Source organism: Streptosporangium oxazolinicum (assembly GCF_039537505.1).
GTDB lineage: Bacteria > Actinomycetota > Actinomycetes > Streptosporangiales > Streptosporangiaceae > Streptosporangium > Streptosporangium oxazolinicum.
The window spans coordinates 157,214-181,658 of sequence record NZ_BAABAQ010000017.1; the positions used below are offsets into that span (position 1 = coordinate 157,214).

The following is a 24,445-nucleotide window of genomic DNA, read 5'->3' on the forward strand; positions in this document are numbered from 1 at the left end:
GTCAGTTGAGCGAGCGGTAGCGGTTCAGGCCCAGGCTGGTCAGGTCGTCGGACCACAGCCAGCCCGCCTCCCTGGCGATCCTGACCGCCTCGACGCGCGTACGGGCGTCGACCTTGGTGAGGATCCGCGCCAGGTAGTTGCGTACCGTGCCGCCGGACAGGCAGAGACGGTCGGCGATCTCGCCGACCGGCGCCCCCTCGGCCGCGGCCTGCAGGACCTCCAGCTCGCGTGCGGTGAGCGGGTTCCTCTTCGCGTTGAGGGCGGCGACGGCCAGCTCGGGGTCGACGACCCGCTCACCGGCGGCCACCCGGCGTACGCAGCCCGCGAGCTGGCCCGCCGGAGCGTCCTTGACGACGAAGCCGCGCGCCCCGGCGTCCAGCGCCCGGCACAGCGCGGCCGGGGTCGCGAGCCCGGTCAGGATCACCGTCCCGCACTCGGGAAACCGGCGGTGCAACTCCGCCGTCGCGGTGAGGCCGTCGGTGCCGGGCAGGCCGATGTCGATGAGCGCGACGTCCGGCCGGTGGTCCAGGCAGGAGCGGACCACCTCGTCGCCGTGACCGACCTCGGCGACGACCTTGATGTCACTCTCCGTGGAGAGCAGGGCGACCATGGCCCCTCGGACGAGATGCATGTCCTCGGCGATCAGGACGCTGATCATGAATCGTCTCCCCCATGTTGCACCGCGCGCTCTCACCTGGCCCGGGGACACTACCCAAGGAAGTCGGGTGACTACCGCAAGTCCGAGTTAAACACGAAACGCGCGGCATCGGACCGTGATTCGCGCAGGTAGGAGACTTCGGCGCGCGGCAAATAGGGGCCGGCGGTCAGTGGACGCGCTCTCAAAAAGCGCGCGCTACCCACACGAAGCGGCCAAATCGGCCGCGAAAATCGGCCACGACGGGCGGCGCGCCCCCTCTCCAGAGGGACCGGACTCGCGTTCGCCGGATGCCGGGGGCGGGCTCCGGGGAGGCGATTCCGGCTGCGGTCCGTCACCGGTGCGCCACCGCGACGGACACGGTCAGACCGGGGCGGCGGCCTCGTGGTGTTCCAGCAGGACGTCGGTGAGCAGGTAGCCTCCGCGTATCAGGTGGACCAGCGGGCGGGCACGCAGTTCCCGGTAGTGGGCGGCGATCCGGATCGCCGCCGCGACCGGGGTGGCCGCACTCGTCCACAGCGGCCTGTCCCGGTCCGCGGAGATCGGGACGATCCACCAGAAACGGCACGCATCGTCCAGGCGGGCGACCAGGCCGTAGTAGACGGAGATGACGATCTTTCCGGACGGCAGGCGGTGGACGTCCGCCGGGATGTTGTGGGATCGGGCCAGCAGGGCCGCCAGTTCACGGGCCCGGAGTTCAGCTGAGGGCGGCCCGAGGTCTTCGGGGGTTCTGTGATCAACGGCCACGCTGGTGAGGGTAAGGATCCGGGGGCGCCCGCCTCAACGATGTTGCGCGATGTTGCGTGTTCACTCCTCGCGAAGCGTCACTTCGCGGGATCTCACTCCCTGAGGGACGTCATCCCGACTTCCCGCGGAACGTGCCGGCCGCGGCTCGCAGCATGTCGCGGGCCTCCTTCCCGTACACCGCGGCTCCGCTCAGCGCCTGGAACGCCTTCTCGTACACGCCCACGTCACTGGGGGCCTTGTGCTGGATCTGGCCGGGTACGGTGTCGACGCGGACCCTGTTGGCGTCGTATATCCAGAAGTTCTCCGGCGGCATGAGCGGCGGCCTGGTCGTCGCGGAGACGATGCCGAAGGACACGTTCGCGGTGCCGGAGGTCAGCTCCACCAGCCGGTCGAGCTGGGCGGCCATCTGCTCGGGGCCGACCAGCGGCATGCGCAGCGCCTGTTCCCCGACGACGAACGCGAACCGCTTGCTCCCGTTGCGCAGGATCTCCTGCTGTTTCAGCCGCGCCGCGACCGCGGCCTCGATGTCGTCGGGGATGCCCCGGAAGTCGATGATGGCGCGCAGGTGGCCGCGCGCGTAGTCGCCGGTCTGGAGCAGGCCGGGTACGGCCGAGTGCTGCCAGACACGGAACTGGTGGGTCTTGTCGTACAGCGGCTGGAACGAGCGCTGGACATGACCGAGCCCGCTCTCCTCCAGGCGGCGCCAGTCGGTGTACATCGCGTCGATGTTCTGGGCGGCCGCGATGAGGTCGACCACCTGCTCGTCCGCGTCGCAGGCCTCGCACCACGTGCGGATGTCCGCCTGGTTGGGCATCTGGACCGCGTTCTCGATCTTGGAGATCTTGGTGTGGTCCAGGCCGGTCTTCGCCGCCAGCGCTCGCCCTGTCAGCCCGGCGTCGGCGCGGAGCGCCCTGAGCCTGGCGGCGAGAATGCCTTTGGCCTCGTCGATGCGTGCTGTGGAGGTCGCCATCTCCATCACCTTGTCACCGCGGGGGGTTGGTGCTCCGACAGTACGTCGAATGTTGCGATCCGTCTCAAATGTTGCGAATTGTTGTGAAATCGTGGGCGCGTTCCCATCACGCTCCCCTGTCCGCCCACTCCGTGCCTTCCCTGCTCGTCCCCGGCCCGTTTCCGCTCGGCGATCTCACGGACAGGACGGGCCGGCGAACCGAGTCGACGCTCCCGAGGCTGTCAAGGCTGTCGAGGCCACCCGCGACCGGCTCCGGCAGGCCGAAGTTCAGCCCACGCCGGACCGGACGGCCCGTGTCCAGCCGCGTCTCCTCGCGGAGCACTTCTCGGCGGTCCAGGTCAGGATTGTCGGGCGCAAGCCTTACGGTAGGGCGCGTGCCAGAGACGAACCACGAGATCACGCTCGACTCGGCCCTCACCGAGGAGGCCGTGCTCTCGACCTACCGCCGCATGTTCGCGGCGCTCGCCCGCGACAGCGGCGCGGTGGTGGACGACCCCGCGCTGGTCGACATCGCCGAGACGCTGTTCGCGGCGTTCGCCGAGGCGGGCGAGGAGTGGCTGACCCACGAGCAGATGCGCCACGTCTGCCGGGCCTACCCCCTCGACCGGTTCGAGAACCGGCTCCGGGTCCTGCGCGGTCTCGGCGCGATCCGCGAGGTGTTTCCCAAACCCAACCAGCTCCGCTACCGCGCGTCGTTCACCAGCGTGGTGGGGCTGATGTTCATCCGCCGGATGATGGACGACGGCGGCCAGTCGGAGATGCACCGCCTGCTCGCGCTCGAAGACCTCAACGTGGCCGACCCCCGTACGACGATGGAGGAGGCCCGCGCCAGCGCGCAGAACCTGTCGCGTGCCTTCCGGTTGTGGGCGCTGGAGCTGATCACCCTGACCGGCGGCACCATCGAGGAGTTGCGCGAGCAGGCGCCCAAGCTGTGGGGCACCGAGGAGATCGCCCGGCGGGCGCAGAGCCTGCACGGCACCATCCTCACCCGCTGGCCCGACCTCGACCGCACCTGCACCGAGTTGCGCGCCTCGATTTACTCTTACAGCGACGCCTCGCGCCGCGCCGCCGGGCGCCTGGCCGACTCCGCGGGCACGACGAGAAACCTGACGCTGCTCCCCGCCGAGACGTGGCGTACCTTCGCGCAGACCGCGAGCAAGGAGCGCCTGGCCTCGGTGCTCGACGGTTTCGTCTTCGACGCCCCCGCCCCCTGGCACGACCCGGCGGCGATCGTCAGGGCCGTGGACGAGAGCCCGCGCCCGGCGCCCGCCCAGCCCACTCCCCCGCGTTCGGCCCTGCCCGACTCCGGCCCCGCCGACACCCACGTCCCCGGCACCGACGGCCTCGACCACCTGACCGCCGTGGCCGAGGCCGCGCTCGCCGGGCGCTCCACCGCCCGTCTGGAGGAGCTGCTCACCGCCGACGGCGAGTGGGTCTCCGCCCGCCGCCTGCTGGCCGACCTCGTCTCCGCCGACCTGCGTCCCGACTCTCCATACCGCCTGCGCTGGTCCGACGGCCTCACCGCCGCCCCCGGCGACGAGCCCGCCTGGCTCTCCCACGGCCGGCTCGAAAGGACCGGCGGTGTCGGCTGATCCGCGACACACCCCGGCAGTGACGGTCCCGGCGCACGAGCGGGCGACGGCGGCAGGAGCGACGTACGAGCGGGCGGCGGGACCGGCCGATGTCGAAGCCGGTACGCGGGGAGGGACGGCGACGACCCACCCGGCGAAGACCGAGACCGATACACAAGAACGGACGACGACTCACCCGGCGGAGACCGAGACCGATACACAAGGAGAGGCGGCGACAACCCACCCGGCGGAGACCGAGACCGGGATGTCCGCGCGGGTCCCGGCGGCCGACACCGAGCCGTCCCGGATGGCGCACGTCCGCGCCAGGGCGGGCGGTCCTCTCCCGCTCGCGGCCGGAGAGGCGGCCCCCGCCGGGATGGCGCGACTGGGGCGCGGCGACGGGACGGGCCTGGCGCTGCCGGTCTGGCCCGATGGGGCGACCCCGTCCCTCCTGGAGGAATACCAGGTCACGCCGGTGACGGTGGAACGATCCGGGGAGACTCGGCGGGTGCTGGCCGCGGCGCTGCGGTGCTGCTGGACCGACCTGGCCGCCGACCCGTGGCCGGGCATCCCGGCCACGGTGGATGACGTGCTGTCGGCGTACCGGGCGCTGATCGGGCGCGGCGACGACCTCATGCGCAACTGGGCGGTCGGCGCGCTGCGCCGCCTGCACGACTCGGCCTGGCTGGAGGTCTCCGACGGTTTCGTACGGCTCGGCCCCCGGTGCGCCTCCTGGCCCACCGCGTCACACGCCCAGTTGCGGGAGCTGATGCGCCGCCTGCCCTCGGGCGAGGAGGTTCCGGGTGGCCTGGAGGTGCTCCCGGTCGCCGAGGACGCCCTTGACGACGCGGAGGCGGGGGCCGGTGTCACGCTCCCCGAGGAGGTGGACGAGGATCTGCTCGGCCCGTTCGACGAGCGGCGCAGGGCCGAGGTCGTGGCGGCCTTCATGGCGGTGGAGCACGCGGCCGAGCCGGTGCACGAGGCCCGTTTCTCCGCGCTGCGCGACCCGATGCCGCGCCGTGCGCTCGCCGAGATGCTGGAGCGTCGCGGCCGGGTCCTGATCCACGACCGCGACGCGTGGACCTCGGGCTACGCGCCCGAGACGCTCACCGGAGCGGGTGTGTCCTCGGGGCCGGGCCCGGGATCGCGTTCTGGCCCGACTTCAGGTTCGGACCCGACTCCGGAGACGGAGACATCGGACCCGGCTTCGAAGACGGGAACGGGAGCGGGGTCGGCCCCGAGAGCGAGCTCAGCCCCGGGGGCAGGCTCGGCTCTGGGTGAGTCCGAGCGGGCGGTTCTGGTCCTCGTGCTGATCCACTCGGTGGCGATCCCCCGGGCCGACGGCCTGCTGCCCGCCGACAGCTGGCTCTCGCCGTTCCCCGCCCAGGTCGACGAGCTTCGGCGGCACACCAGGCTGCCGGTCGGCGAGCTGGACGCCGCGCTGCGCGTCCTGCGCCACGCGGGTCTGGTGACCCAGGTGAAGGCGGGCGAGGAGGCCGGGGGTTACGTGCCGGGGCCGCAGTTCCACCGGCTGACCCCGCAGGCCAGACGTCGCCTGCAGGAGGAGCTGATCCTCGCGGCGGGGCCGCACACCCCGCTGGCGGCGGCCGTACGGGCCAACCGGCGGTGAGCGGACCGCGACGACGGGGTGCCGGAGACCCGGCGGGCCAGGCGTCGGGCGGGCGTGAGGAGACCGCCTCCCACGATGGGTCGAGCCCGGAGCGGGGTGCCGGAGATCCGGCGCTCCATGCGCCGGAAGCAGGATGGAAGAAAGGAACGACGGGGTTGACCGACCAGCGGGACCAGGCCGCGAAGAGCTCACGCGGGAGCCGAGCCACGGCCACGGAGAGCCGCACCGGCACGTCCGGGACCAAACGCGTCCAGGTCGAGGGCACCGGGACCACCCGAATCGGGAGGGACCAGGCGAAGGCCGAGGAAACCAGGGCCGCCCGGACCGGGAGGGGGCGGGCGGAGGCCGAGCGCACCGGGACCGCCCGGACCGGGAGGGGGCGGGCGGAAGCCGAGGACCGGACCGGGAGGGGGCGGGCGGAGAGCGGGGAGACCGGGGCCTCCGAGGGCGCGGGCGGGACGCAGGCGACGTTGGTCCCCGTGGAGGCGACCCGTGCCACCGGCCCGAGCGAGAACGTGGTGGGTGACCGGGTGCTGATCGCCGTGCAGCCGGTCAACATCTCGCGGCTCTCGACCCACCCGGTGCCGACCGTGCCGGGCACGCTGATCGTGGTCGCGGGCGCGGGGCCGAAGGATTCCAACGGCGCGGGCAAGTCGTCGTTCATCGCGATGATCACCGCGCTGCTCGGAGACGAGCAGTGGCGTTTCGCCTCGGGTGCGAAGTCCGTCTCGGAGCTGCTGTTCAACGCCGAGCTCGCGGCGGGCGGGGGTGGCCGGACGTGGGCCAGCGCCGCCCACGGCTACATCGTCGGCGTCTTCGCCCCCGCCGACTCCGTGCACACCGTTCCCGCGAGCGCCAGCCCCGCGAACGGCGATCCCGTGAATACCAACACCGTGGACGGCGACTCTCCGGGCCCCGGTTCCCCAAGCGACGCCACCCCGGACAGCGCCACCCCAAGCGGCGCCACCCCGGACGGCGCCCTGGACGACGCGGTGACCGTGTGGCTGCGGGTCAACCAGGAGGCTCCGCACCTGGAGATCCGGTGGATCCAGGGAGTGCATCTGGCGTCGGCGGCCTCGGAGGCGGAACGGGTGGCGCGGGCCGACGAGCTGTGGGCGGCGCTGCCCCGCTCGGCGGGACGCCGCGACGTGGTGGCGCGCGACCTGACCAGGTTCCTGTACGGCGACCGTGTCAGGTGCGTGTCGTTCCTGTCGACCTCGGTACGGAGCAAGGTCGCCACCAACCTGCTCTCCCAGCCGCTCAACGAGATCTCCCCCGAGCGGGTCTTCGAGGCGATCGCCGCGCTGACCGGCCTGGACTCCGAGCTCGACCAGGAGCGGGAGGCCCGCCGCGACGAGCACGCCAGGCGGGTGCGGGCGACGCGGGCCGTGGAGCTGCTCCGGGAGTTCGAGGGCGAGTCCCGTACGCTCCTGGAGACCTTCGACAGGCGTGACCGGGCCCGTGTCCGGCTGGCCGACGCGATGCGCTGCTGGCGGGGGCGGCTGGCGCGCAGGCTGGCCGACGCCGGGCAGCGGGACGAGGTTTTCGCGGTCGAGCTGGAGCGGGTCCACGCGGAGGGCACACGTGCCACGGAGGCGATCGCCGAGGTCAGGGCCGAGATCGCCACGCTCAAGGACGACACTCTGGAGCGCGGGCTGGCCGAGGCCCGCAAGGAGCTGACCGGCCTGCAGGCACGCGCGGCGAAGCTGGACGCCGACCGGGCGGTGGCGGAGAACTCGGTCGACGAGCTGCGCGGCTGGATCCCCGGCCTTGAGGAGCAGCGCCGCCTCGCCGACGGGCGCGACGTGGCGACGGCGGGCGCCGAGCTGGCCGAGGCCAGGACACGGCTGAACGAGGCGCTGAAGGCGCTGGGCGTGGCCGACCGGGAGGCCGAGGGGGCGAAGGCCGCGCTGGACGACGCCGAGGGCGGCCCGGCGGCGGCCCAGCTCGACGCGCTCGCCGAGGCGGGTGTCGAGGCGACCGGCCTGCTCGACGCGATCGACGTCGCCGAGCAGGCGCGCGACGACGAGGCCGCGCAGCGCCGAGGCGGTCAGGCGGCACCGCTGGGAGCTCGCGGGTGGCCGCACGAGCACGCGGTGATCGTCGACGCGGCCGACCTGGAGGCAGCGGCGCGGGCACTGGGCGCGCTGCCCGGATCGGTGCTGGTCAGCGCGGCGGGCGTCACCGTCGTGGGATCGTTCGAGGTGGCGGTCACCGGCAGGGACGCGCGCATCAAGGCGGCCGAGCAGCGCCTGCACCGGGCACGTGACACCCAGGAGAGCGCGGCGGCGGTCGTACGGGCCGCCGAGGACGCGGTGGCCGAGGCGGGCCGGAGGCTTGAGGGGGCGAAGGCGTCCGTGCAGCTGGCCGACATCGAGCGGCGGCTGGCCGAGCGGCGGGGCTCGCTCACCGAGTTGTCCGAGGCGCTGGCCGGGATCGCGCCGAAGGTCGGCGAGGCCGAGCGCCGGGCGAGCGCCCTGGACTTCCGGGCCCGTACGAGAAGCATGGAGATCGAGCGTCTGGAGGGTCGCCGGGCCCGGCACGAGTCCGACCGCGACCAGGCCGGGGAGCAGGCGGCGAGGATCGCCGCCGACCGTGACGCGCTCGGGCTGGACGCGCTGGCCGGTGACTGGGGCAGCACCGTCGACGGAGCCCGCGAATGGCTGGGCGCCCTGGACGAGCAGGAGCGCCCGCTGACGTCCGAGGAGTGGTGGCGGGCCGCGGAGCGCCGCCTGGACGAGGCGCTGCGCGACACCTTCCCCGGCGAGGACGAGGAGATGCCCGAGGAGCTGCGCTTCCTGGTCAGGGAACGGACCGCGCCCGGCGCCGGGCGCACCGCCCGCGAGCAGGCGACGTTTCCCGGCGTGTGCTCGGCGCTCGCGTCCTACCTGCGCGGCCAGGAGGAGTACGAGCGGCACCGGCGCCGCCAGATCGAGACGCAGATCGTCACCCGGCAGCGCGACCTGACGGCCGCCGCCAGGGGCGCCGAGGAGGCCGCCCAGTCCACCGCCGTGCACCGGGCCGCGCTGACCGCCGCGATCAGGGCGCGGCTGACCCGGGTGGCCGAGGAGTTCGACAAGCTCGACACCTCCTACGGCGGTTACGGCGCGACGCTGGAGTTCCCCGTCCCGCCCGCGCCCGCCGACCCCGAGCAGCGCTGGGCGTGGCGGGTGACGCCCAAGTGGCGCCGGGGCGAGGGGCAGGGCTTCGTGCCGTACAACCGGCGGGCCAACACCGCGCTGATGGACGAGAAGGCGGTCAAACTGGTCTGCGCGGCGGCGATCGCGTCCTCGGGCGGCGGGCACCTGTGCCTGGTCCTCGACGAGCTGGGCCGCAACCTCGGCAAGGAGCACCGCAGGGAGGCGGTGGCGCTGTTCCGCCGGATCGGCGAGACGTACGGGATCACGGTGATCGGCGCGCTCCAGGATGACATGGAGCCCTACGCCGTCGACGCCTGCGGGCAGTACGTCAAGCTGCGCCGCTCCTCCGACGCCATGCCGTACAACGAGCCGCCGGTCGTCATCGGCCACGACCTGCACGCCGGACGGGTGCGCGCGCTGGCCGCCGCGGTGAGTCGATGAGCCCGGGGAGCGAGAAGCCCGGTGAGCAAGAAGCCCGGTGAGCGAGAAACTTGGAAACCGGAGCGTCATACATCGCACATGACCACAAGATGCCATATATCCGATATTCCGGAATTGCGAGATATCCGGAAGGCGATCAATTGACCGCCGGAGATCGGGCACGACGTGAGGCGATACGGCCGCACGCGGGGCGGATGTTTGCCCAAGACGTGTCCCAAAGCGTGTCCCAAGGAGTGTCCCAAGCCAGGCGGGCCCGGCGGCTACGCGTCTCACCGATGCCGCCGGGCCCCTCGGCGTGTTCGGCTGAATCCGGGAAGACGAAGGCGCGGGGCGCCCGCACCTGCCCCGCCCGGCCGGAGATCATGACGGCGACCCATGACATAAACGGCGGTGTGAAGAAAGGTCAGGATGACTGTTTGGATGATTTTGTAACTCCAGAACAGTAGATATCTTTGGATTACCCACGCCTCACCTCTCTCGCCCTATATCCTGCGCAAAGTCACGTTTTCGGAGGAGCGCCCAGAGGGAGCCGGTGTGGCATTGTCATGGGGCGATCTCCCGGCCGGGAGGGTGCTCCGCCTCGCCGGAGTCGATTCCCGCATTGACGCCAATGTGATGGAGTTGTTGCTGGATCCCTTACCGGAGACCGGCCCCGCCGTCGTCACCTACACGGCGACCGACGGCGATTCGGCCTCGGGGGTGGTGGAGTCCATCCTCCGCGAGCTGGAAACACTCGCCATCGGCCTTTTCCCGGCCTGGTTGCCCGGAGGGGAGAGACTCTCCGGCCCCGGCGGTGGCGGGGTGGCGGCGGCGAGGATTCTCGCGACGAGCCTGGCGTCGGGCACCCGTCATTTCGCACCGTTCCTGGCCGACCTCGCCGCCCGAGCCATCCAGCACGGCGGCCCGCTGGTTCCCGGACAGCGCGTCCCCACGGGACGTTCGTTCCCCGCGGAGTCGCGGGCGGCCGGGCTGGCCCGGGTCATCGCCTCCACGTTCGGCCGCGAATCGGCGGCGCTGGTCGTCTATGTGCCGGAGAGACCGGCCTCGCGCGAGGAGACCTTTCTGGTCGCCGGATGTGAGTGGCTGGCACACCGGAGCGGCATGGGGATCTGGCTCGTCGGCCCCGAGCTGAGCCGCGTCGAGACCTTCCACCTGGAGGTGCCCTCGGCGGTCAGGCGGCTGGCCGAGGAGATGACGGCGCCGCCGCCCATCGCGACGGCGGGAGTGCCGCCGATCGCCGGAAGGCCGCATGCGGGAAGTGCGGTCGAGCGGGCGATGGAGGCGGCCCTGGCGGAACGCGCGTGGGCTCATGGCCGGACATGGAATCAGATGTATCACTCCAAAGACCCGTTATTCGTGATGATTCGTACGGATCTGATGTGGGTCCCGGAGAAGTGCGTCGTGGAACTCGACGGACCGGAACACGAGACGCCCGCCCAAATGGAGCGCGACCGGATTCGTGACCGGCACCTGGAACGTGACGGGTTCACGGTCTTGCGATTCACCAACCAGCAGGTGATGAGCGACCTGGGAGCGGTTTTGCGGCACATCGAGGAATTCCTCCGGGGCCGACGCCTCGGAATGAACGAAGGAGCAGGCTGATGTCCGAAGAAAGACTCACGTATCGGCAGGTCGCGGCTCTGCTCGTGCTGAGGGAGCTCAAGACCGTGTTGGCCCACAAGGAACTGCAAAAGGAGTGGGGCCTGGAGCTCGACCCCAAGAACCGCGCGGGTCTCGTCGACTCCAAGCTGATCGAGTCGGAAACCAGGAAACAAGCTTTGTGGTACACGATCACACCGGCCGGTGAAGAACGCGCGATCGAGGAAGTGCGCAACAAAGTCCCGGTGACCTCCCGCTCGGGCAAGACGCTGGCTCTGCTGTACCTGCGCTCCCTCCTCACGCCCAAAACGGCGACCCCGGCCGTGGAGGAATCCGTCGAGGAACCCGTTCGGGCGCTGGCCGCGACGGTGTCGCCGGAGGAGGTGGAAGACCGGATCCGCGAGGCGTACGCGAAGATCACGCCTGGCGCCGGTCGGTGGGCCGCGATGACCGGGCTGCGAGCCCTCCTGACCGACATCGACCGGGATCTTCAGGACGACGTCCTGCGCACCATGATGCTGGGGGGGCGGGTGGACATCGAGCCCGTCGCGATCTTGGGTGACCTTGGGCCCGAAGACCACGCCGCCGCGATCGCCATCGGCGGCACACCCAACCATCAGTTCCGCGTCGGAGCGTGACGATGGTTACCGAATGGTACGCACTGCAGAGCCTCAAGACCTTCTCGACCGTCAACGCCAGTGAGGATGTCTGGCAGCCGGTTCCGTTCCACGTGCCCGAGATGCACCCTGCGGCCTCCTACGCCCTTCGCTCGGGGCTGGACGCCGCCACCGACTCTCCCGCGACCAGCCCGATCGGGGTGGTCCTCGAAGGCGGCTCCGGAAGCGGGAAGACGCACCTGATGAGCTGGCTGCGTGAGCAGGTCATCCAGCGCGACGGTTACTTCTTCCTCATGAGCATTTTCGACGCCCGCAACTTCTGGGAAAGCGCCGTCGTGTCCATTCAAGACGGGCTGGCCCGGGTGGGCACGGACGAGGAGACCCAGCTCAAACGGTTCCTCCGCAATCTGACGGGCCGGATGCAGCTCCCGCGAAGAACCCAGCAGGCGATCATCGGCAATCAGGCGGTCACCCTCGAAGATCTCAACCTGTTTATCGACGCCCTGTACGACCTCGATCGCCGGGTCGGCAGAGAGGCACAGGACGTCGCTCGGGCTCTGGTGCTCCTGGGGGCCGGTAGCAATACCCTGGTGGACATCGGCGAGTCCTACATCTGCTCGATCGCGGACGGCGAGAGCTACCGGTCGGACTGGGGCTTCCGGCAGGTCCGCAAATCTCCCCAGGAGATCGTCCGTGACATCTCGCGGCTGCTGGCGCTGACCGGCCCGAGTGTCGTGGCCTTCGACCAGCTCGACACGTTCATCATGCAGAGCAGCCTCTTCGTCGAGGGTGATCCCGACAGGGCGGCGACCTCGGCGGTCCTCCAGTTCGCCCACGGACTGACCAACCTCCGTGAGATGACCAGCCGGACCCTGACGGTTCTCTCCTGCCTGCCGGAGACGTGGACGCTCATCGAGAATCTGGCCGTCAGGAGTTTCAAGGACCGCTTTCGGAAGGCCGCCTTCCTCCGGCGCGTTCCGACCCCCGCGGTGGGGGCGGAGCTCGTCACCCTGCGACTCGCGGAGCACTTCAAGGAGATCGGTTTCGACCGGCCGTACCCAACGTGGCCGATCAGGCCGGAGGCCTTCGAGCAGGCTCCCTACTACACTCCGCGTCAGGTCCTGGAACGCCTGTCCGAGCACATCCAGAGATGTCTCGTACAGGGCGAGATCACCGAGCTGGACAGTCTCGGCACGTCCTCGAAGGTGATCGATCGCACCCCGAAGCCCAATCTCAAAGAAGTGCTTCGGGGGATCGACACCAAGTTCGCGCTCCTCGCGGATTCGGCCGATGTCAGTGGAGCGCTGGATGCCGAACTGGAGGACGCGGTCCTTCCCCGCCTGATCTCGGCGGGCCTGCGGGCCTGGACCGTGGAGCGGCGCGAGACGCCCGCGCGCTACCGGGTCGATCCGCCGATGGGCCAGAAGACCTCTCTTCACGCGGGTCTCAAGCAGGTTCTGAACGAGGCGACCGAGGACGAGATCCACTGGGCGTTCCGTGGCATCGCCGCCACCCATCATCTCGCGGCGCTGACCCGGCTCCGCAAGGCGGTGCTCAAGGCCGGTCTCGCGGAGGAGAGTCCCAAGCGCCGGTTGATCATCATCCGGAACATCCCGTGGAACTCCGGGCCGGTCACCCAGGAGTCGGTCGCCGCCTTCCACGCCAGGGGCGGCCGGGTGATCACGGCCGACGAGGAGGATCTCAAGGTGCTGTGCGCCCTGCGGGACCTCTTCGCGGAGAACCTCCCGCACCTCGACCAGTGGATCGCCGACAGGAAACCCACCGCCAACCTCAAGCTCCTCAAAGACGCCCTGGGTGACTGGGCGGATCCAACCGCTCCGCGAGTGCCACAAGCACCCAAAGACCCCGCTCCTAAAGACCTTGCCCCAAAAGTCCCTGAGGGGCCGCCCGCCCAGGCGAAGCCCCTGCCGGTCCGCGCGGCCGGTTCCTCGGGCCACTCTCCGGAAAGCCGTCCGGCCGGGGTGCCGTCGCTGACCGTGGGGCACTCCTACGATGGCGGGCTTCCGGTCTCCGTAGAGCTGGAGGCGCTCCGTAAACACGTCGCGATCTTCGCGGGATCCGGCTCGGGGAAGACCGTTCTGATCAGGCGGATCGTCGAGGAGTGCGCCCTTCGGGGCGTCTCCTCGATCGTGCTCGACCCGAACAACGACCTCGCCCGTCTCGGTGACGCCTGGCCGGAGGAGCCTTCCGCCTGGGGCCCCGGTGACCGGGGTCTGGCGGCTCGTTACCTCGCGGACACCGATGTCGTGGTCTGGACACCGCGCCGGGAGAGGGGCCGTCCGCTGGCCTTCCAGCCGCTGCCCGACTTCTCCGGGGTCCGGGACGACGTCGACGAGTTCAACGAGGCCGTCCAGGCCGCCATCGCGGCGCTCGCCCCGCGAGCGAAGGTGACGGGCACCACCGGCAAGGCCCAGGTCGCGCGGGCGGTGCTCACGGAGGCGGTCGTCCACTTCGGGAAACACAGGCGTGGCGGCCTCGACGGGCTGATCGATCTGCTCGCGGACTTCCCCGAGGACATCAGCCGGATCGACGGAGCAGCGAAGATCGCGAATGAGCTCGCCCGATTGCTCCGGGCCGCCGCCGTGACCGATCCGCTGTTCGGCGGGGAAGGTGAGCCGGTCGATCCAGGGCGGCTTCTCACTCCGGCCGAGGGGAAGCGGGCCCGGGTTTCGGTCATCAGCTTCGTAGGGTTGCAGGGTGACTCCGAGCGGCAGTCCTTCGTGAACCAGCTGCAGATGGCGCTGTTCGCCTGGATCAAGAAGAACCCCGCCGGTGACCTGCCCCTCGGGGGGCTCCTCGTCATGGACGAGGCGCAGACCTTCGCCCCCTCGGGCGTCATGACCGCGTGCACGCAGAGCACGCTCGCGCTGGCCTCCCAGGCCCGGAAGTACGGGCTCGGGCTGGTGTTCGCGACCCAGGCGCCCAAGGGCCTGCACAACCGGATCCCGGGCAACGCCGCCACCCAGTTCTACGGCCTGCTCAACGCGGACGTGCAGATCGAGGCCGCCAAGGCGATGGCCCGCGTCAAAGGCGGCAGTGCCGATGACATCGGTTCGCTGCGCAGCGGCCAGTTCTACATCGCCCCCGAGGGCGCGGGGTTCGCGAAGGTGCGTACACCTCTGTGTCTGACCCATCACCCCAGGGCGCCGCTGACGACCGAGGAGGTCATCACCCGAGCGAGCCGGTGACCTCGTGGGTCAGCCGGTGCTCATCCGTAGCGTGATCATTCGCGGGAAAGGTCGTGCGCGCCGCCGGGACGTTCGTCCCGGCCCGTGGCCGCACGATCTCTCCCGCCCGTGGGACCCCCGTCGCCCCGTGCGGCTCCACGTGTCACCAAGGCGATCAAGGGCAACCCGTTCGGCGCCTGGCGGTCGACGACCTGTAAGGGCGACAGGATCCGGGTGAAGGACGGGATCGTCGCCCCGGACACCGTCGCCGCTGTGCGGATCGACACGTATGACGAGAGCAGGTTCCCGGCCTCGCCCCAGGACGACATGGAACCCTACGCCGTCGACGCCTGCGGGCAGTACGTCAAGCCGCGCCGCTCCTCACCCCTTGTCCGGCTTATCCGGCGCACGTCAGAAGCACTTTCCGTGGTCGCCGAACCGGTCATCGGCTCACCGGGCGACTCAGATCCTCGGGGCTGGCCGAGGACGGGAATCCCGTGCTGGCCCCCCACATCTCCGCGAACCGGCCGTCATCGATGCGGAAGATCTCGAACAGCGTGGGCCGCGCGTCGTCGTCCGGGGCCGCGATCCCCTCGACGGTCGAGCGGACAGCGGCCTTGTCGCCGTCGACCAGGATGTCCTGGGCGACGACGCGTATGCCGGGAAACCGAGCGACGAGCACGCGCCAGGCGTCCTTGCCCGCCTCGAAACCCGTGGTGCCGAGCGGATGGCTGAAGAAGCCGGGGGTGTGCAGGTCGGCGGCTTGGTCGAATCGCCGGCTGTTGAAGCACTCCTGCATCCGCCGCACCAGAGCGCTCGTGTCCTCACGTGTGGTCATCGGTGTGGTCTCCTCGTGGCTCACAGGTCGGGTCGTGATGAGCGCCGCGGACTCTAACCGGTGCGACGCCCCGTTTATGGCCACACTATACGGTGCGCCGTCCCGGTTACACTGATGCGGACATGTCCAGCCAGCCACCTGATCCGGTCCCGGCAAGCCCGACGGCAGCTCACGGGAGTGACCGGGAGCTGCGGGCCGACGCGCGCCGCAATCGCGAGCGGGTTCTGCGGACCGCGCAGCAGTTGTTCGCGACGGAGGGTCTCGGCGTCTCGCTCGATGAGATCGCCCGCCGCGCGGGCGTTGGCCCCGGCACCGTCCACCGGCACTTCCCGGCGAAGGAGGCGCTGTATCTCGCCGTCGCGACCGACCAGATCAGGCAACTGGTGGCGAAAGCGGAAGCGCTCACCGCGATCGATGATCCCGCCGCCCTGTTCACGTTGCTGTCCGAGATGATGGCCAGCGGTGCCGAGAACGTGACGGTGAAGAGCGCGCTGGTGGCCGCCGAGTTCGACTTGCGCACCGCCGCCCCCGATGTCGCGGCGGATCTCACGCGCCATGTCGCGGGCCTGCTGGATCGCGCGCACGCGGCCGGCGCCGCACGCCCCGATCTCACCGTCGACGAGGTGATGGCGCTGGTCGCCGGTGCCTTCGCCGCGATCCGCCACGCCGGCGCGGAGACCAGTCGCGAGCGCTCCGCGCACATCGCCCAGCTCATCCTCGACGGGCTGCGACCTCGGCCACGGTGAACACCGCGCGTCGCGGTGTGCCTGCCACCCAGCTCGACCCAATAGCAGGTCCAGTGCGAACCATCCCGCTCACGTGGGCCATGGAGATCACGAACAAGCCGGGCCGCCGAGCGTGACAATTCGCTGCTCGCAAGACCCTGATCTTGCTGTTCCGCTCACCGGCAGGGAGTTCGTCAACAGCGACGAAACCGCTTTGTCGCCTGGTAGGTCGCTCGGTGATGCGCGGTCCTCTGGCGCCGGTGGAGGCCGACGCCAGGGGACCGTTGGGATGAAATGTGGTCAGGCCGACCGCGTCTCGTAGCTGTGACCGACAGCGTACGGATGAGTACCCGGGCAGATGGCCGACGATTGGTTCATCGACCCGACGTGCGTCCAGGGACCGTAGACCTTTCTGGTGCGGTCCGCGTCGTTGGCACATGTGGCGACCGCCCGGTGCGAACCGGAACCGCCGGTGCACTTGGACCACGCGCTCGTATCCTGCCATCCGATCCCGGAGCTGCATCCGGTGGGCACGCCCGGAGGAACGGCCAGCGCCGCGCTGGGGGTGAGCATGACACAGAGCGCCGCGGCGGTTGCCGCCGCGCTCAAGGCCGCGATCTTCATTGACGCCTTCCGCATACCGGTGAGACTCCCTCGTTGATTCGTCGTACGTCGGAGCCCAGCATCCTGTTGTGACGACCGGATGTCATTGACTCCGCGCGCCACGCATTTGACGATCCTCGCCTCCTGGGTCACGCGTCGGCGCTCAAGATCAAAGCCTGGATCCCGGCGGTCCGGGCTGCCGGTCGGACACGTGTGGATGCGATTGACGCCAATGTCACCGTTCGTTAATAGCGATCACCGTCGGCGAGGCCGTGACACAACCATGACATGGCGAAGACAAGGTGGGCACACGGTCGGCCCACAATGGATGGGGTTGACCTGCGAGTGAGTTACGGGGGCGTGCTGTGAGACCCGGGGGCGTGTCGCGAGTGTTGTTGATCGAGGATGATCCGGCCGTACGGGAGGGTCTTGAGCTGGCCCTGACCGGGCACGGGTACCGGGTGCGCGCGGTGGAGTCCGGCGAGCAGGGGCTGGACCGGTTGCGTACGGATCTTCCCGACGTCGTCGTGCTCGATCTGATGTTGCCCGGCATGGACGGGTTCGAGGTCTGCCGCCGCATCCGGGCCGCCGGTCAGATACCGATCATCATGCTGACCGCGCGCGGCGACGACATGGACGTGGTGGCCGGGCTGGAGGCGGGCGCCGACGACTACGTGATCAAGCCGGTGCAGCCCAGGGTGCTTGAGGCACGCATCGGCGCCGTGCTCCGGCGGATCGGCCGGGACCAGGCGGAGCTGGAGCGGCACGGGGACCTGACCATCGACCGGGCCGGGATCGTGGTCACCAAACGCGGCGTGCCGGTGGACCTCGCCCCGACCGAGCTGCGCCTGTTGTTCGAGCTCTCCGGCACGCCGGGCCGGGTGCACAGCCGCCAGCAGTTGCTGGAGTCGGTGTGGGAGCACGGGTATTTCGGTGACTCGCGCCTGGTGGACGCGTGCGTGCAGCGGTTGCGCGCGAAGATCGAGGACGACTCGGCGGCACCCGTCTACGTGCGGACGGTGCGTGGGTTCGGGTACCGGTTCGGGCCGGTGTGAGCCGCCGGTGACGCCTCGGCCGAGCCTGGGGCTGCGTGCCCGGCTGCTGTTCGCCTTCGCACTGCTGTGCGTGGTCACCGCGGCGGCGGTGGCCGGTGGGAGTTACGTCCAGGCCCGCAACGCCATCCTGGAGCGGACCCAGGATGGCGCGGTGCAGGCGATGACCAGCCGCCTGGAGGCGCTCTACCCGTTGCGGAGCGCGGCGCCGGGCCCGGACGAGCTCGGCGAGATCGCCGCCGCCGCGGCCGACCAGAACAGCTTCGCGGTCGCCGTCTACCGCGAGACGCACTCGCCGCTCCCCCCGGCCTCGCCGGGGCCACCGCCGGGGCCGGGGTCGCCGGGGCTGGACGGGAAGGCCCGGATCTTGGACCTCGGGGCGATCTCACCGGGGTTGCGGCAGGTGGTGGCCGATGGCCGTACCGCGTGGCAGCGTGTGGTGTGGCAGGGTGAGCCCAGCCTGATCATCGGCATGCCGATGCTGATCATCGAGCAGGACCGGACGACGCGGGTGTCCGGCATCGAGGTCTACAGCGTGCGCAGCCTGCTTCCCGAACAGCACAGCGTCGACGAGCTCGCCGCACGCGCCTGGCTCATCGGCGGGGCGGCCCTGGCGTTCGCGGTCGTCCTGGCGTCGCTGGCCGCCCGGGGCGTGCTGGGCCCGGTGCGCGAGCTCGGCCGGGCGGCACGCCTGCTGGGCGAGGGCGAGATGCGGACCAGGATCGCGGTGCGCGGCTCCGACGAGCTGGCCGACGTGGCGCGCACGTTCAACAACACCGCCGCGGAGCTGGAACGGCTCGTCAAGCAGCTGCGCGAGATGGAGGCCGACGCCCGCCGGTTCGTGGCCGACGTGTCCCACGAGCTGCGCACCCCGCTGGCCGCGCTCACCGCGGTCGCCGACGTCCTGGACGAGGAGGCGGCCCGGCTGCCCGAGCCCGCTAGCAGGGCCGCGAGGCTGGTCAGCCAGGAGACGCTCAACCTCACCGCTCTGGTGAACGACCTCATCGAGATCAGCAGGTTCGACTCCGGCGTCGCGGCCCTCGCGCCGAACGAGATCGACATGGCCGAACTGGTGGGCGCGACCCTGCGCGTCCGGGGCTGGTCGGAGCGGGTACGCACCGAGGTTCCGCCCGGGGTGACGGCGCGGCTGGACCCGCGCCGGGTGGACGTCATCCTCGCGAACCTGGTCGGCAACGCCCTGCGGCACGGCGCGCCACCGGTGTCGGTACGGCTTCGCGCCGACCCGCACCGGATCACCCTTGAGGTCCGCGACCACGGGCCGGGGCTGGACGAGGCGGTGCTGCCGCACGTGTTCGACCGGTTCTACAAGGCCAGCGCGGCCAGGGCCAGGTCCGAGGGCAGCGGCCTGGGCCTGGCCATCGCGCGGGAGAACGCGCGTCTACACCGAGGCGACCTCACCGTCACCAACGCCCCGGACGGCGGCGCCGTGTTCACACTGTGCCTGCCACGCCGGGCACCCGATCCGGACGGAGGCCCCGAATGAGGGCCGGACCACCCCGCCGCGTGCTCGCCGCGGGCCTCGTATCGCTCGTCGCCGTGGCAGGCTGCGGCGTGCAACCCAGCGACGTCATCCCCGTCGGCGCCCCGCCGAGCGGGCGCGTCGCGTCAACCACGACGATCACCCTCTATCTGGTGAAGGACGGCAGGCTCAGCGCGGTGACGCGGCCCAGGCCGGGTGGTCGTCCACTGTTCACGGCGGGCACGCTCGCGCTGCTGATGGACGGGCCCACCGCGGAGGAACGGGCGCACGGGTTCACCACCGACGTCCCGCCGGAAGCAGGCCCGTTCTCGGTGACCGTCAAGCCGGTCGACCACCTGGTGGTGACCCTGTCCACTCCGGCCGGGGAACTGTCCGCACTGGCCGTCGAGCAGATCGTGTGCACGGCCGCCGCCACGATGCCGGAGAGCCCCGCCCAGGTCACCGTCGCCGGTGCCGGTGCCGGTGCCGGTGCCGGGCAGAGCGTCAACCCCCGGAACTGCCCGGCGTGACGGCGGCCCGCTACAGCTGGTCCGCGCACTCACTGACATGGCCCATACCGGGGTGGGACCGCCGTCGCGGTGACCCGCTACAGCTGGTCCGCGCACTCGCTGACGTAACCCACACCGGGGTGGGGCCGCCGTCGCGGTGGTCTGCCGCCTCGGTCCGGGTGATACTCGAAGTGCCACCACTCGTTGTCGTAGACGCGGTACAGGTCGTAGCGGGCGCCGTGTTCCTCCAGCCAGCGCGCGCCTTCATGGGGGCGTACGTCCAACGCGATGCCCTTGACGTGGCAGGATTCCGCCGGTGGCAGCACGAGCATGCGCGCCAGCGCCGGGGAGCCTGAGCGGCGCACCTCCTCGTCGAACATCCGCTGCTGGACCTGGGGATCGCGGTATCCCGAGGTGAGGCCGATGAGCTGACCGTGACGCCAGAGCGCCCGGGTGCGCGCCGCGGTGAACGCCGCCAGGGCTCCGTGGGTGAGCCCGGTGAGGTCCTCGGCGGGGAAGCGCGTCCGCAACGCCCAGCGGCAGGCCAGTTCGCGGGCCCGGCCGGGATGCCGGACGAACGCCGCGGGCAGCAGGAGGACGGCGATCACCAGCGTGACCGCGGCGTACAGCCGGTCGCGGGGCCGAGGGGGGATCGTGCGTGGCTCGTTCATGAGGAACCACGATCGGCGCCGGACGTGCGCGCGTTGTCCGCCGCGTGTCACCGTTTCTCGACAGCGGCCCCCCTCGGCGCGACCGTTCGCCACGAAGGCGAACCGTTCGCGACAAAGGTGATCAGAAAAGACGTAGCCGGTGGCGGAGAACGGGACCGGCGTTCACCGTCGCGGGGCGCCGCTTCCGCCTCCGGTCCGGTGGCGCCCTCATGTCGTCAGGTGCGCGAAGAACGGGGGAACCGGCCCGGTGTGCACGATCGTCAGCCGTCGGCTGGAGCGGGTCAACGCCACGTAGAGGTCGTTGAGGCCGTGGGAGGACGCCGTGACGATGGAGTCCGGATTCGCGACCAGAACGGAGTCGAACTCAAGCCCTTTGGCCTGGGTCGCGGTTAACACGACTGTTTTCTGCTCCAGGTCGGCGTCCGGCCCCCAGGAGAGGTCGGGGATGGCGGAACCGACGGCCTTGGCCAGCGGGGCCAGCTCCTCCGTCGGCACGATCACCGCGACCCGTCCCCCGCCGACGGCCTCCATCTCGTGGACCGTCGCCTCGCGCAGCCGGTCGGGGAGCTCACCGGGCGGTACGCGAATCAGGGACGGGGCATGGCCGCCGTCGCGGATGGCGCGGGCCGGTTCGAGACCGGCGCCGATGGCCGTCAGGACACGGTCGGCGGCGGCCATGACCTCCGCGGGCGTGCGGTAATTTATGGTGAGTTGCTCCAGCCGCCAGCGGGTGCCGAAAACGGGCTCAAGCTTCTGTCGCCAGGTGAACGTCCCGGCTACCGAGCTTGTCTGGGCGACGTCTCCGATCACCGTGAAGGAACGGGTCGGACAGCGCCGTACGAGAAGCCGCCACGCCATCGGCGACAGTTCCTGGGCCTCGTCGACGATCACATGACCGAAGCTCCAGGTCCGGTCGAGCGCCGCCCGCTCAGCGACGGTGTGGGGCTCGGTGGGTTCGTGAGGTTCGGCGAGGTATTCGGCGTCGACGAGATCGGTGGCCGCCAGCCGTTCCGCCTCGGCGGGATCGTCGTCTTCCCCGGCGCGCGAACCACGGGCGATGTCCAGCACACCTTGCGCGTACTCGATCGCTCGCGCGCGCCGCCGTTCCGCCTGGACTTTCTGGAGCTGATCGTCATGGCCCAGGAGCTCGGCCGCCTCGTCCAGCAGCGGGACGTCCGCGGGAGTCCAGCCGTCGTCCGGCGCCCGGTGCAGGCTCCTCCGCTCCCCGTCGGTCAGGGAGGGTGCCACCTCGGCCAGGAACGACGGGTCGCCGTACAGCCTGTCGAGCAGGCGCTGGGGTGTCAGCGCGGGCCACAGCCGGTCGAGGAGCCGCTGGACGTCGGGATCCCCGGGCAGTGCCGCCAGCCAGTGCTCCTTCGAACCGGCGATGTCGCGGCGCTTCTGCTCCTCCAGGTCGATCATCGGCGTGTCCTCGCCGAAGACGCGGGCGATGTCGTCGGCCACTTCCCTGTCGAGTTGGGAATGATCTACGTGCTCGGCCAGTTGCTCGTCGAACACGGCCTCGATGTCGGTGATCGTGTAGGAGAGCTGTCGGGCGATGTCGTCGATCACCGCTTCGCAGAACACCGGACGGGCCAGGTTGTGGGGAAGCCGGGTCTCCCGGGCCGACGCGACCGTACGGGCGAGGAAGTCCGTTTCCAGCTCGATCAGCTCTCCGCCGATCACGGTTCGTACCGGCCGGTCCAGCGCGGCCTGGTGGGCACGCACCGCCGCCGCCACCACGTCGGCCATCACCAGGCGGCCCTTGACGTCGGCGCCGTCGTCCGGCTCCGTCCGCACGGTCGCGACGCCGGGGAAAAGCTGGTCGACGGTGGCCAGAAGCACGTTGGTCTCGCCAAGGCTGGGAAGGACCTGGCTGATATAGCTGAGGAAAACCGGATTGGGCGCGACGACGAGGACGCCACGCCGTTCGAGGCGTGGATGGGTGTACAGCAGGTAGGCGGCGCGGTGCAGGGCGACGACGGTCTTACCGGTGCCCGGACCGCCCTGCACCACCAGCACTCCGGTGTGCGGAGAGCGGATGATCTGATCCTGCTCCACCTGCAGGGTCGCGATGGCGTCCTGCATCCGGCCGGTACGGTCGGCCCGGAGCGTGGCCAGTAGCGCGGCCTCGCCGGTCAGTCTCGCGTCGCCCTCGGGGGCCGGGACGGCGTTGCCGAGCAACTCGTCGTCGACGCGCAGCACCCGGCGTCCACGGGTGTGCAGGTGCCGCCGCAACCGGACGCCCTGCGGAGCCGCGGCGGTCGCGGTGTAGAAGGTCCGGGCCGCCGCGGCGCGCCAGTCGATCAGCAGCGGGGAGGCGTCCAGGTCCTCCTCACGCAGGCCGATCCTGCCGATGTAGTATCCGTAGCCGTCTTCCAGGTCCACTCGTCCGAAGCAGAGCCCGGTTTCCGCCGCGTCGTATTTGGCGACACGCTGGAGCAGTCGCCGCACCTCCAGCTCCCGCTCCACCCGTGCCTGTGCGGAGCCGCCGGATCCCTGGACGGCGCCCGCCAGCATCTTCACTGTTTTGTCGCGTTGTGTCTCCAATACCTCATAGAGCCGATCCAGATGCTGCTGTTCACGCCGGACCTCCGCCTCCGCGAGGGTCGGCTCAAGGGAGTGATGCAAATGCGCTCCACGTGCTCCACGTGCTGGGCCTGCTGGGCGTGCTGGGCGTGCTGGGCGGAATCAGCGGGAAAGCCCCCACCCCTCAGCTCCGGCTATGGCGCAGACGCCATGAAAGCAGTGATGGATGCTGATATGTCTGCGAGATCGTGTGTCACTCGCGGCGGGGGATCTGCTTCCCGGGTGACCAGGCAACGAACGAACACCGGCCATGAGTGGGAAAATGGCTTCTCGTCCAGAAACCGGCTCAGTTGCTCCACATCAGTGACCGTGCTCACATCATTATATCCACAGTCCCGAGCCCATTCCGTCGGGTCCACCGACCCTCCGGCACACCGCTGACCTCCGGTCGAGTCGTACACCCCGTCGTCCAGCACGAGATGCACCAGCGGCAACCGACGCGCCGCGCCCACCGCGATCAGGCCCGCCGGATTCATCAGGAGGCTGCCGTCGCCCTCGGCCACGAAGGTCCGGCGGCGGAGGCGGGCAGTTCCTCGGCCGCCGTGGAGTTGCGATAGACCTCGCCGGACCGCTTCAGGAGGCCGGTCGCGCAGACGGCCCGCAGCAGGACGCGGAGCCGGTGGGGCGGGACGCCGGTGTGCTCGCGGACCTCCTCGAATTCGCGTCCGGGGTGCTTCGCGAGCAACCGGAAAATACCCAGCTCCGCTGCCGTGGTGACTGCGTTGAAGAGCGCGGGGGCATTCACCAGGAAATTGAACCCATCGTACTCGGCCTTCTCCACAGCCGGGCGTCTCCATAACGTGAGGGCACCGTTGACATGGAATGCGTGTGCGCCGGTCAGTGACATCGGCTACACACATCGCGCCCTTTCGGCTCTTCCGGCGTTTTAGCGCAGCGCGACGCGTGCCATGTGGCAGGTATTTCGCGTCCAACTTCCGTCGTGTTCAACTGCTGTCGTGTTCAACTGCGACCGCATACAACCGCAGCCGTGTCGCCACGCCACTGAAAATGATTACGCGCAGGGTGAGCAGTGCGCTGGGACGTGCTCGTACAGGCCCAAGCCGCAGACGCAACACGATCTTGTGTGAGACTTGACTACGAGTCAACACCGCAGCAATGTGGCATAGATCACACCTATTCCTCCACCCCGCCGCGTTGCAGCAGGTCGATCTTTATGCTTCTATGACCAAGGTGATCGGCGGCCTATTTCCATAAATTCACCGTGAAGCTGACATCGACTCGACATGGCGAGGCAACGATGAAACCGAACAGTTTCGACGAGTGGTCGCAATTAAGAGAATTCATCGTCGGCGGCGCCGGGAATTATGCGTCACACGAGCGCGAACTGTCGTTCGATCTCTTTTTCCACGACAATCTTGCCGCCGATAACGCTCATCGTTCGGAATGGTGTTATCCGCGG

General features: G+C 70.2%; 18 protein-coding genes. 10 read left to right on the top strand and 8 right to left on the bottom strand.

The window, feature by feature from the left end:
- Position 1: 1 nt before the first annotated feature.
- The 3 genes from ABD817_RS35075 to ABD817_RS35085 all read right to left on the bottom strand — a co-directional run bounded on the left by ABD817_RS35075 (position 2) and on the right by ABD817_RS35085 (position 2,372).
- Positions 2–658 carry a response regulator transcription factor gene (locus ABD817_RS35075; RefSeq protein ID WP_344922726.1) on the bottom strand — a complete coding sequence of 219 codons (657 nt, stop codon included), beginning with the start codon at positions 656–658 and terminating at the stop codon, positions 2–4.
- Between the two features lie 360 nt (positions 659–1,018).
- Positions 1,019–1,402 (bottom strand): hypothetical protein, encoded by a 384-nt coding sequence (locus ABD817_RS35080; RefSeq protein WP_344922727.1) that lies wholly within the window; start codon positions 1,400–1,402, stop codon positions 1,019–1,021.
- A 109-nt stretch (positions 1,403–1,511) separates the two neighbouring features.
- Positions 1,512–2,372: a helix-turn-helix domain-containing protein gene (locus ABD817_RS35085; RefSeq protein WP_344922728.1), complete on the bottom strand. Its 861-nt coding sequence runs from the start codon at positions 2,370–2,372 to the stop codon at positions 1,512–1,514.
- Positions 2,373–2,746: 374 nt separating this feature from the next.
- Between ABD817_RS35085 and ABD817_RS35090 the strand changes: the two genes are divergently transcribed.
- The 6 genes from ABD817_RS35090 to ABD817_RS35115 all read left to right on the top strand — a co-directional run bounded on the left by ABD817_RS35090 (position 2,747) and on the right by ABD817_RS35115 (position 14,579).
- Positions 2,747–3,964 (top strand): hypothetical protein, encoded by a 1,218-nt coding sequence (locus tag ABD817_RS35090; protein ID WP_344922729.1) that lies wholly within the window; start codon positions 2,747–2,749, stop codon positions 3,962–3,964.
- Positions 3,954–5,573 (top strand): helix-turn-helix domain-containing protein, encoded by a 1,620-nt coding sequence (locus tag ABD817_RS35095; RefSeq protein WP_344922730.1) that lies wholly within the window; start codon positions 3,954–3,956, stop codon positions 5,571–5,573. Before ABD817_RS35090 ends, ABD817_RS35095 begins: the two co-directional genes overlap by 11 nt.
- A gap of 155 nt (positions 5,574–5,728) precedes the next feature.
- On the top strand, positions 5,729–9,154 hold the full coding sequence (locus ABD817_RS35100) for a coiled-coil domain-containing protein (protein ID WP_344922731.1): 3,426 nt from the start codon (positions 5,729–5,731) through the stop codon (positions 9,152–9,154).
- Between the two features lie 534 nt (positions 9,155–9,688).
- Entirely contained in the window at positions 9,689–10,756 is a 1,068-nt protein-coding gene (locus tag ABD817_RS35105; protein ID WP_344922732.1) for an endonuclease domain-containing protein, read from the top strand.
- 44 nt (positions 10,757–10,800) lie between these two features.
- Positions 10,801–11,391, top strand: coding sequence for a hypothetical protein (locus ABD817_RS35110; RefSeq protein WP_344922733.1), 591 nt, complete (start codon positions 10,801–10,803; stop codon positions 11,389–11,391).
- A gap of 2 nt (positions 11,392–11,393) precedes the next feature.
- Positions 11,394–14,579, top strand: coding sequence for an ATP-binding protein (locus tag ABD817_RS35115; protein ID WP_344922734.1), 3,186 nt, complete (start codon positions 11,394–11,396; stop codon positions 14,577–14,579).
- 421 nt (positions 14,580–15,000) lie between these two features.
- Here the strand turns inward: ABD817_RS35115 and ABD817_RS35120 are convergent, their stop codons facing one another.
- Positions 15,001–15,396 carry an ester cyclase gene (locus tag ABD817_RS35120; RefSeq protein ID WP_344922735.1) on the bottom strand — a complete coding sequence of 132 codons (396 nt, stop codon included), beginning with the start codon at positions 15,394–15,396 and terminating at the stop codon, positions 15,001–15,003.
- 122 nt (positions 15,397–15,518) lie between these two features.
- Here ABD817_RS35120 and ABD817_RS35125 point away from each other — a divergent pair, with 122 nt between their 5' ends.
- The 4 genes from ABD817_RS35125 to ABD817_RS35140 all read left to right on the top strand — a co-directional run bounded on the left by ABD817_RS35125 (position 15,519) and on the right by ABD817_RS35140 (position 19,786).
- Positions 15,519–16,142 (top strand): TetR/AcrR family transcriptional regulator, encoded by a 624-nt coding sequence (locus ABD817_RS35125; RefSeq protein WP_344922736.1) that lies wholly within the window; start codon positions 15,519–15,521, stop codon positions 16,140–16,142.
- Between the two features lie 962 nt (positions 16,143–17,104).
- Positions 17,105–17,779 carry a response regulator gene (locus tag ABD817_RS35130; RefSeq protein ID WP_344922737.1) on the top strand — a complete coding sequence of 225 codons (675 nt, stop codon included), beginning with the start codon at positions 17,105–17,107 and terminating at the stop codon, positions 17,777–17,779.
- Positions 17,780–17,786: 7 nt separating this feature from the next.
- Entirely contained in the window at positions 17,787–19,280 is a 1,494-nt protein-coding gene (locus ABD817_RS35135) for an ATP-binding protein (RefSeq protein WP_344922738.1), read from the top strand.
- Positions 19,277–19,786, top strand: coding sequence for a GerMN domain-containing protein (locus ABD817_RS35140; protein ID WP_344922739.1), 510 nt, complete (start codon positions 19,277–19,279; stop codon positions 19,784–19,786). The genes ABD817_RS35135 and ABD817_RS35140 overlap by 4 nt, the downstream gene beginning before the upstream one ends.
- Before the next feature lie 77 nt (positions 19,787–19,863).
- Here ABD817_RS35140 and vanY-N read toward each other — a convergent pair whose 3' ends face one another.
- From vanY-N to ABD817_RS35155, 4 genes are all read right to left on the bottom strand, one after another.
- Positions 19,864–20,436 (bottom strand): D,D-peptidase/D,D-carboxypeptidase VanY-N, encoded by a 573-nt coding sequence (vanY-N, locus tag ABD817_RS35145; protein ID WP_344922740.1) that lies wholly within the window; start codon positions 20,434–20,436, stop codon positions 19,864–19,866.
- A 207-nt stretch (positions 20,437–20,643) separates the two neighbouring features.
- Positions 20,644–23,067 carry a HelD family protein gene (locus ABD817_RS35150; protein ID WP_344922741.1) on the bottom strand — a complete coding sequence of 808 codons (2,424 nt, stop codon included), beginning with the start codon at positions 23,065–23,067 and terminating at the stop codon, positions 20,644–20,646.
- Positions 23,068–23,159: 92 nt separating this feature from the next.
- Positions 23,160–23,501 carry a thiamine pyrophosphate-dependent enzyme gene (locus ABD817_RS39685; protein WP_425583436.1) on the bottom strand — a complete coding sequence of 114 codons (342 nt, stop codon included), beginning with the start codon at positions 23,499–23,501 and terminating at the stop codon, positions 23,160–23,162.
- A complete protein-coding gene (locus tag ABD817_RS35155) occupies positions 23,501–23,806 on the bottom strand; it encodes a methyltransferase family protein (RefSeq protein WP_344922742.1) in 306 nt (101 codons plus the stop codon). Before ABD817_RS35155 ends, ABD817_RS39685 begins: the two co-directional genes overlap by 1 nt.
- Between the last annotated feature and the right edge of the window lie 639 nt (positions 23,807–24,445).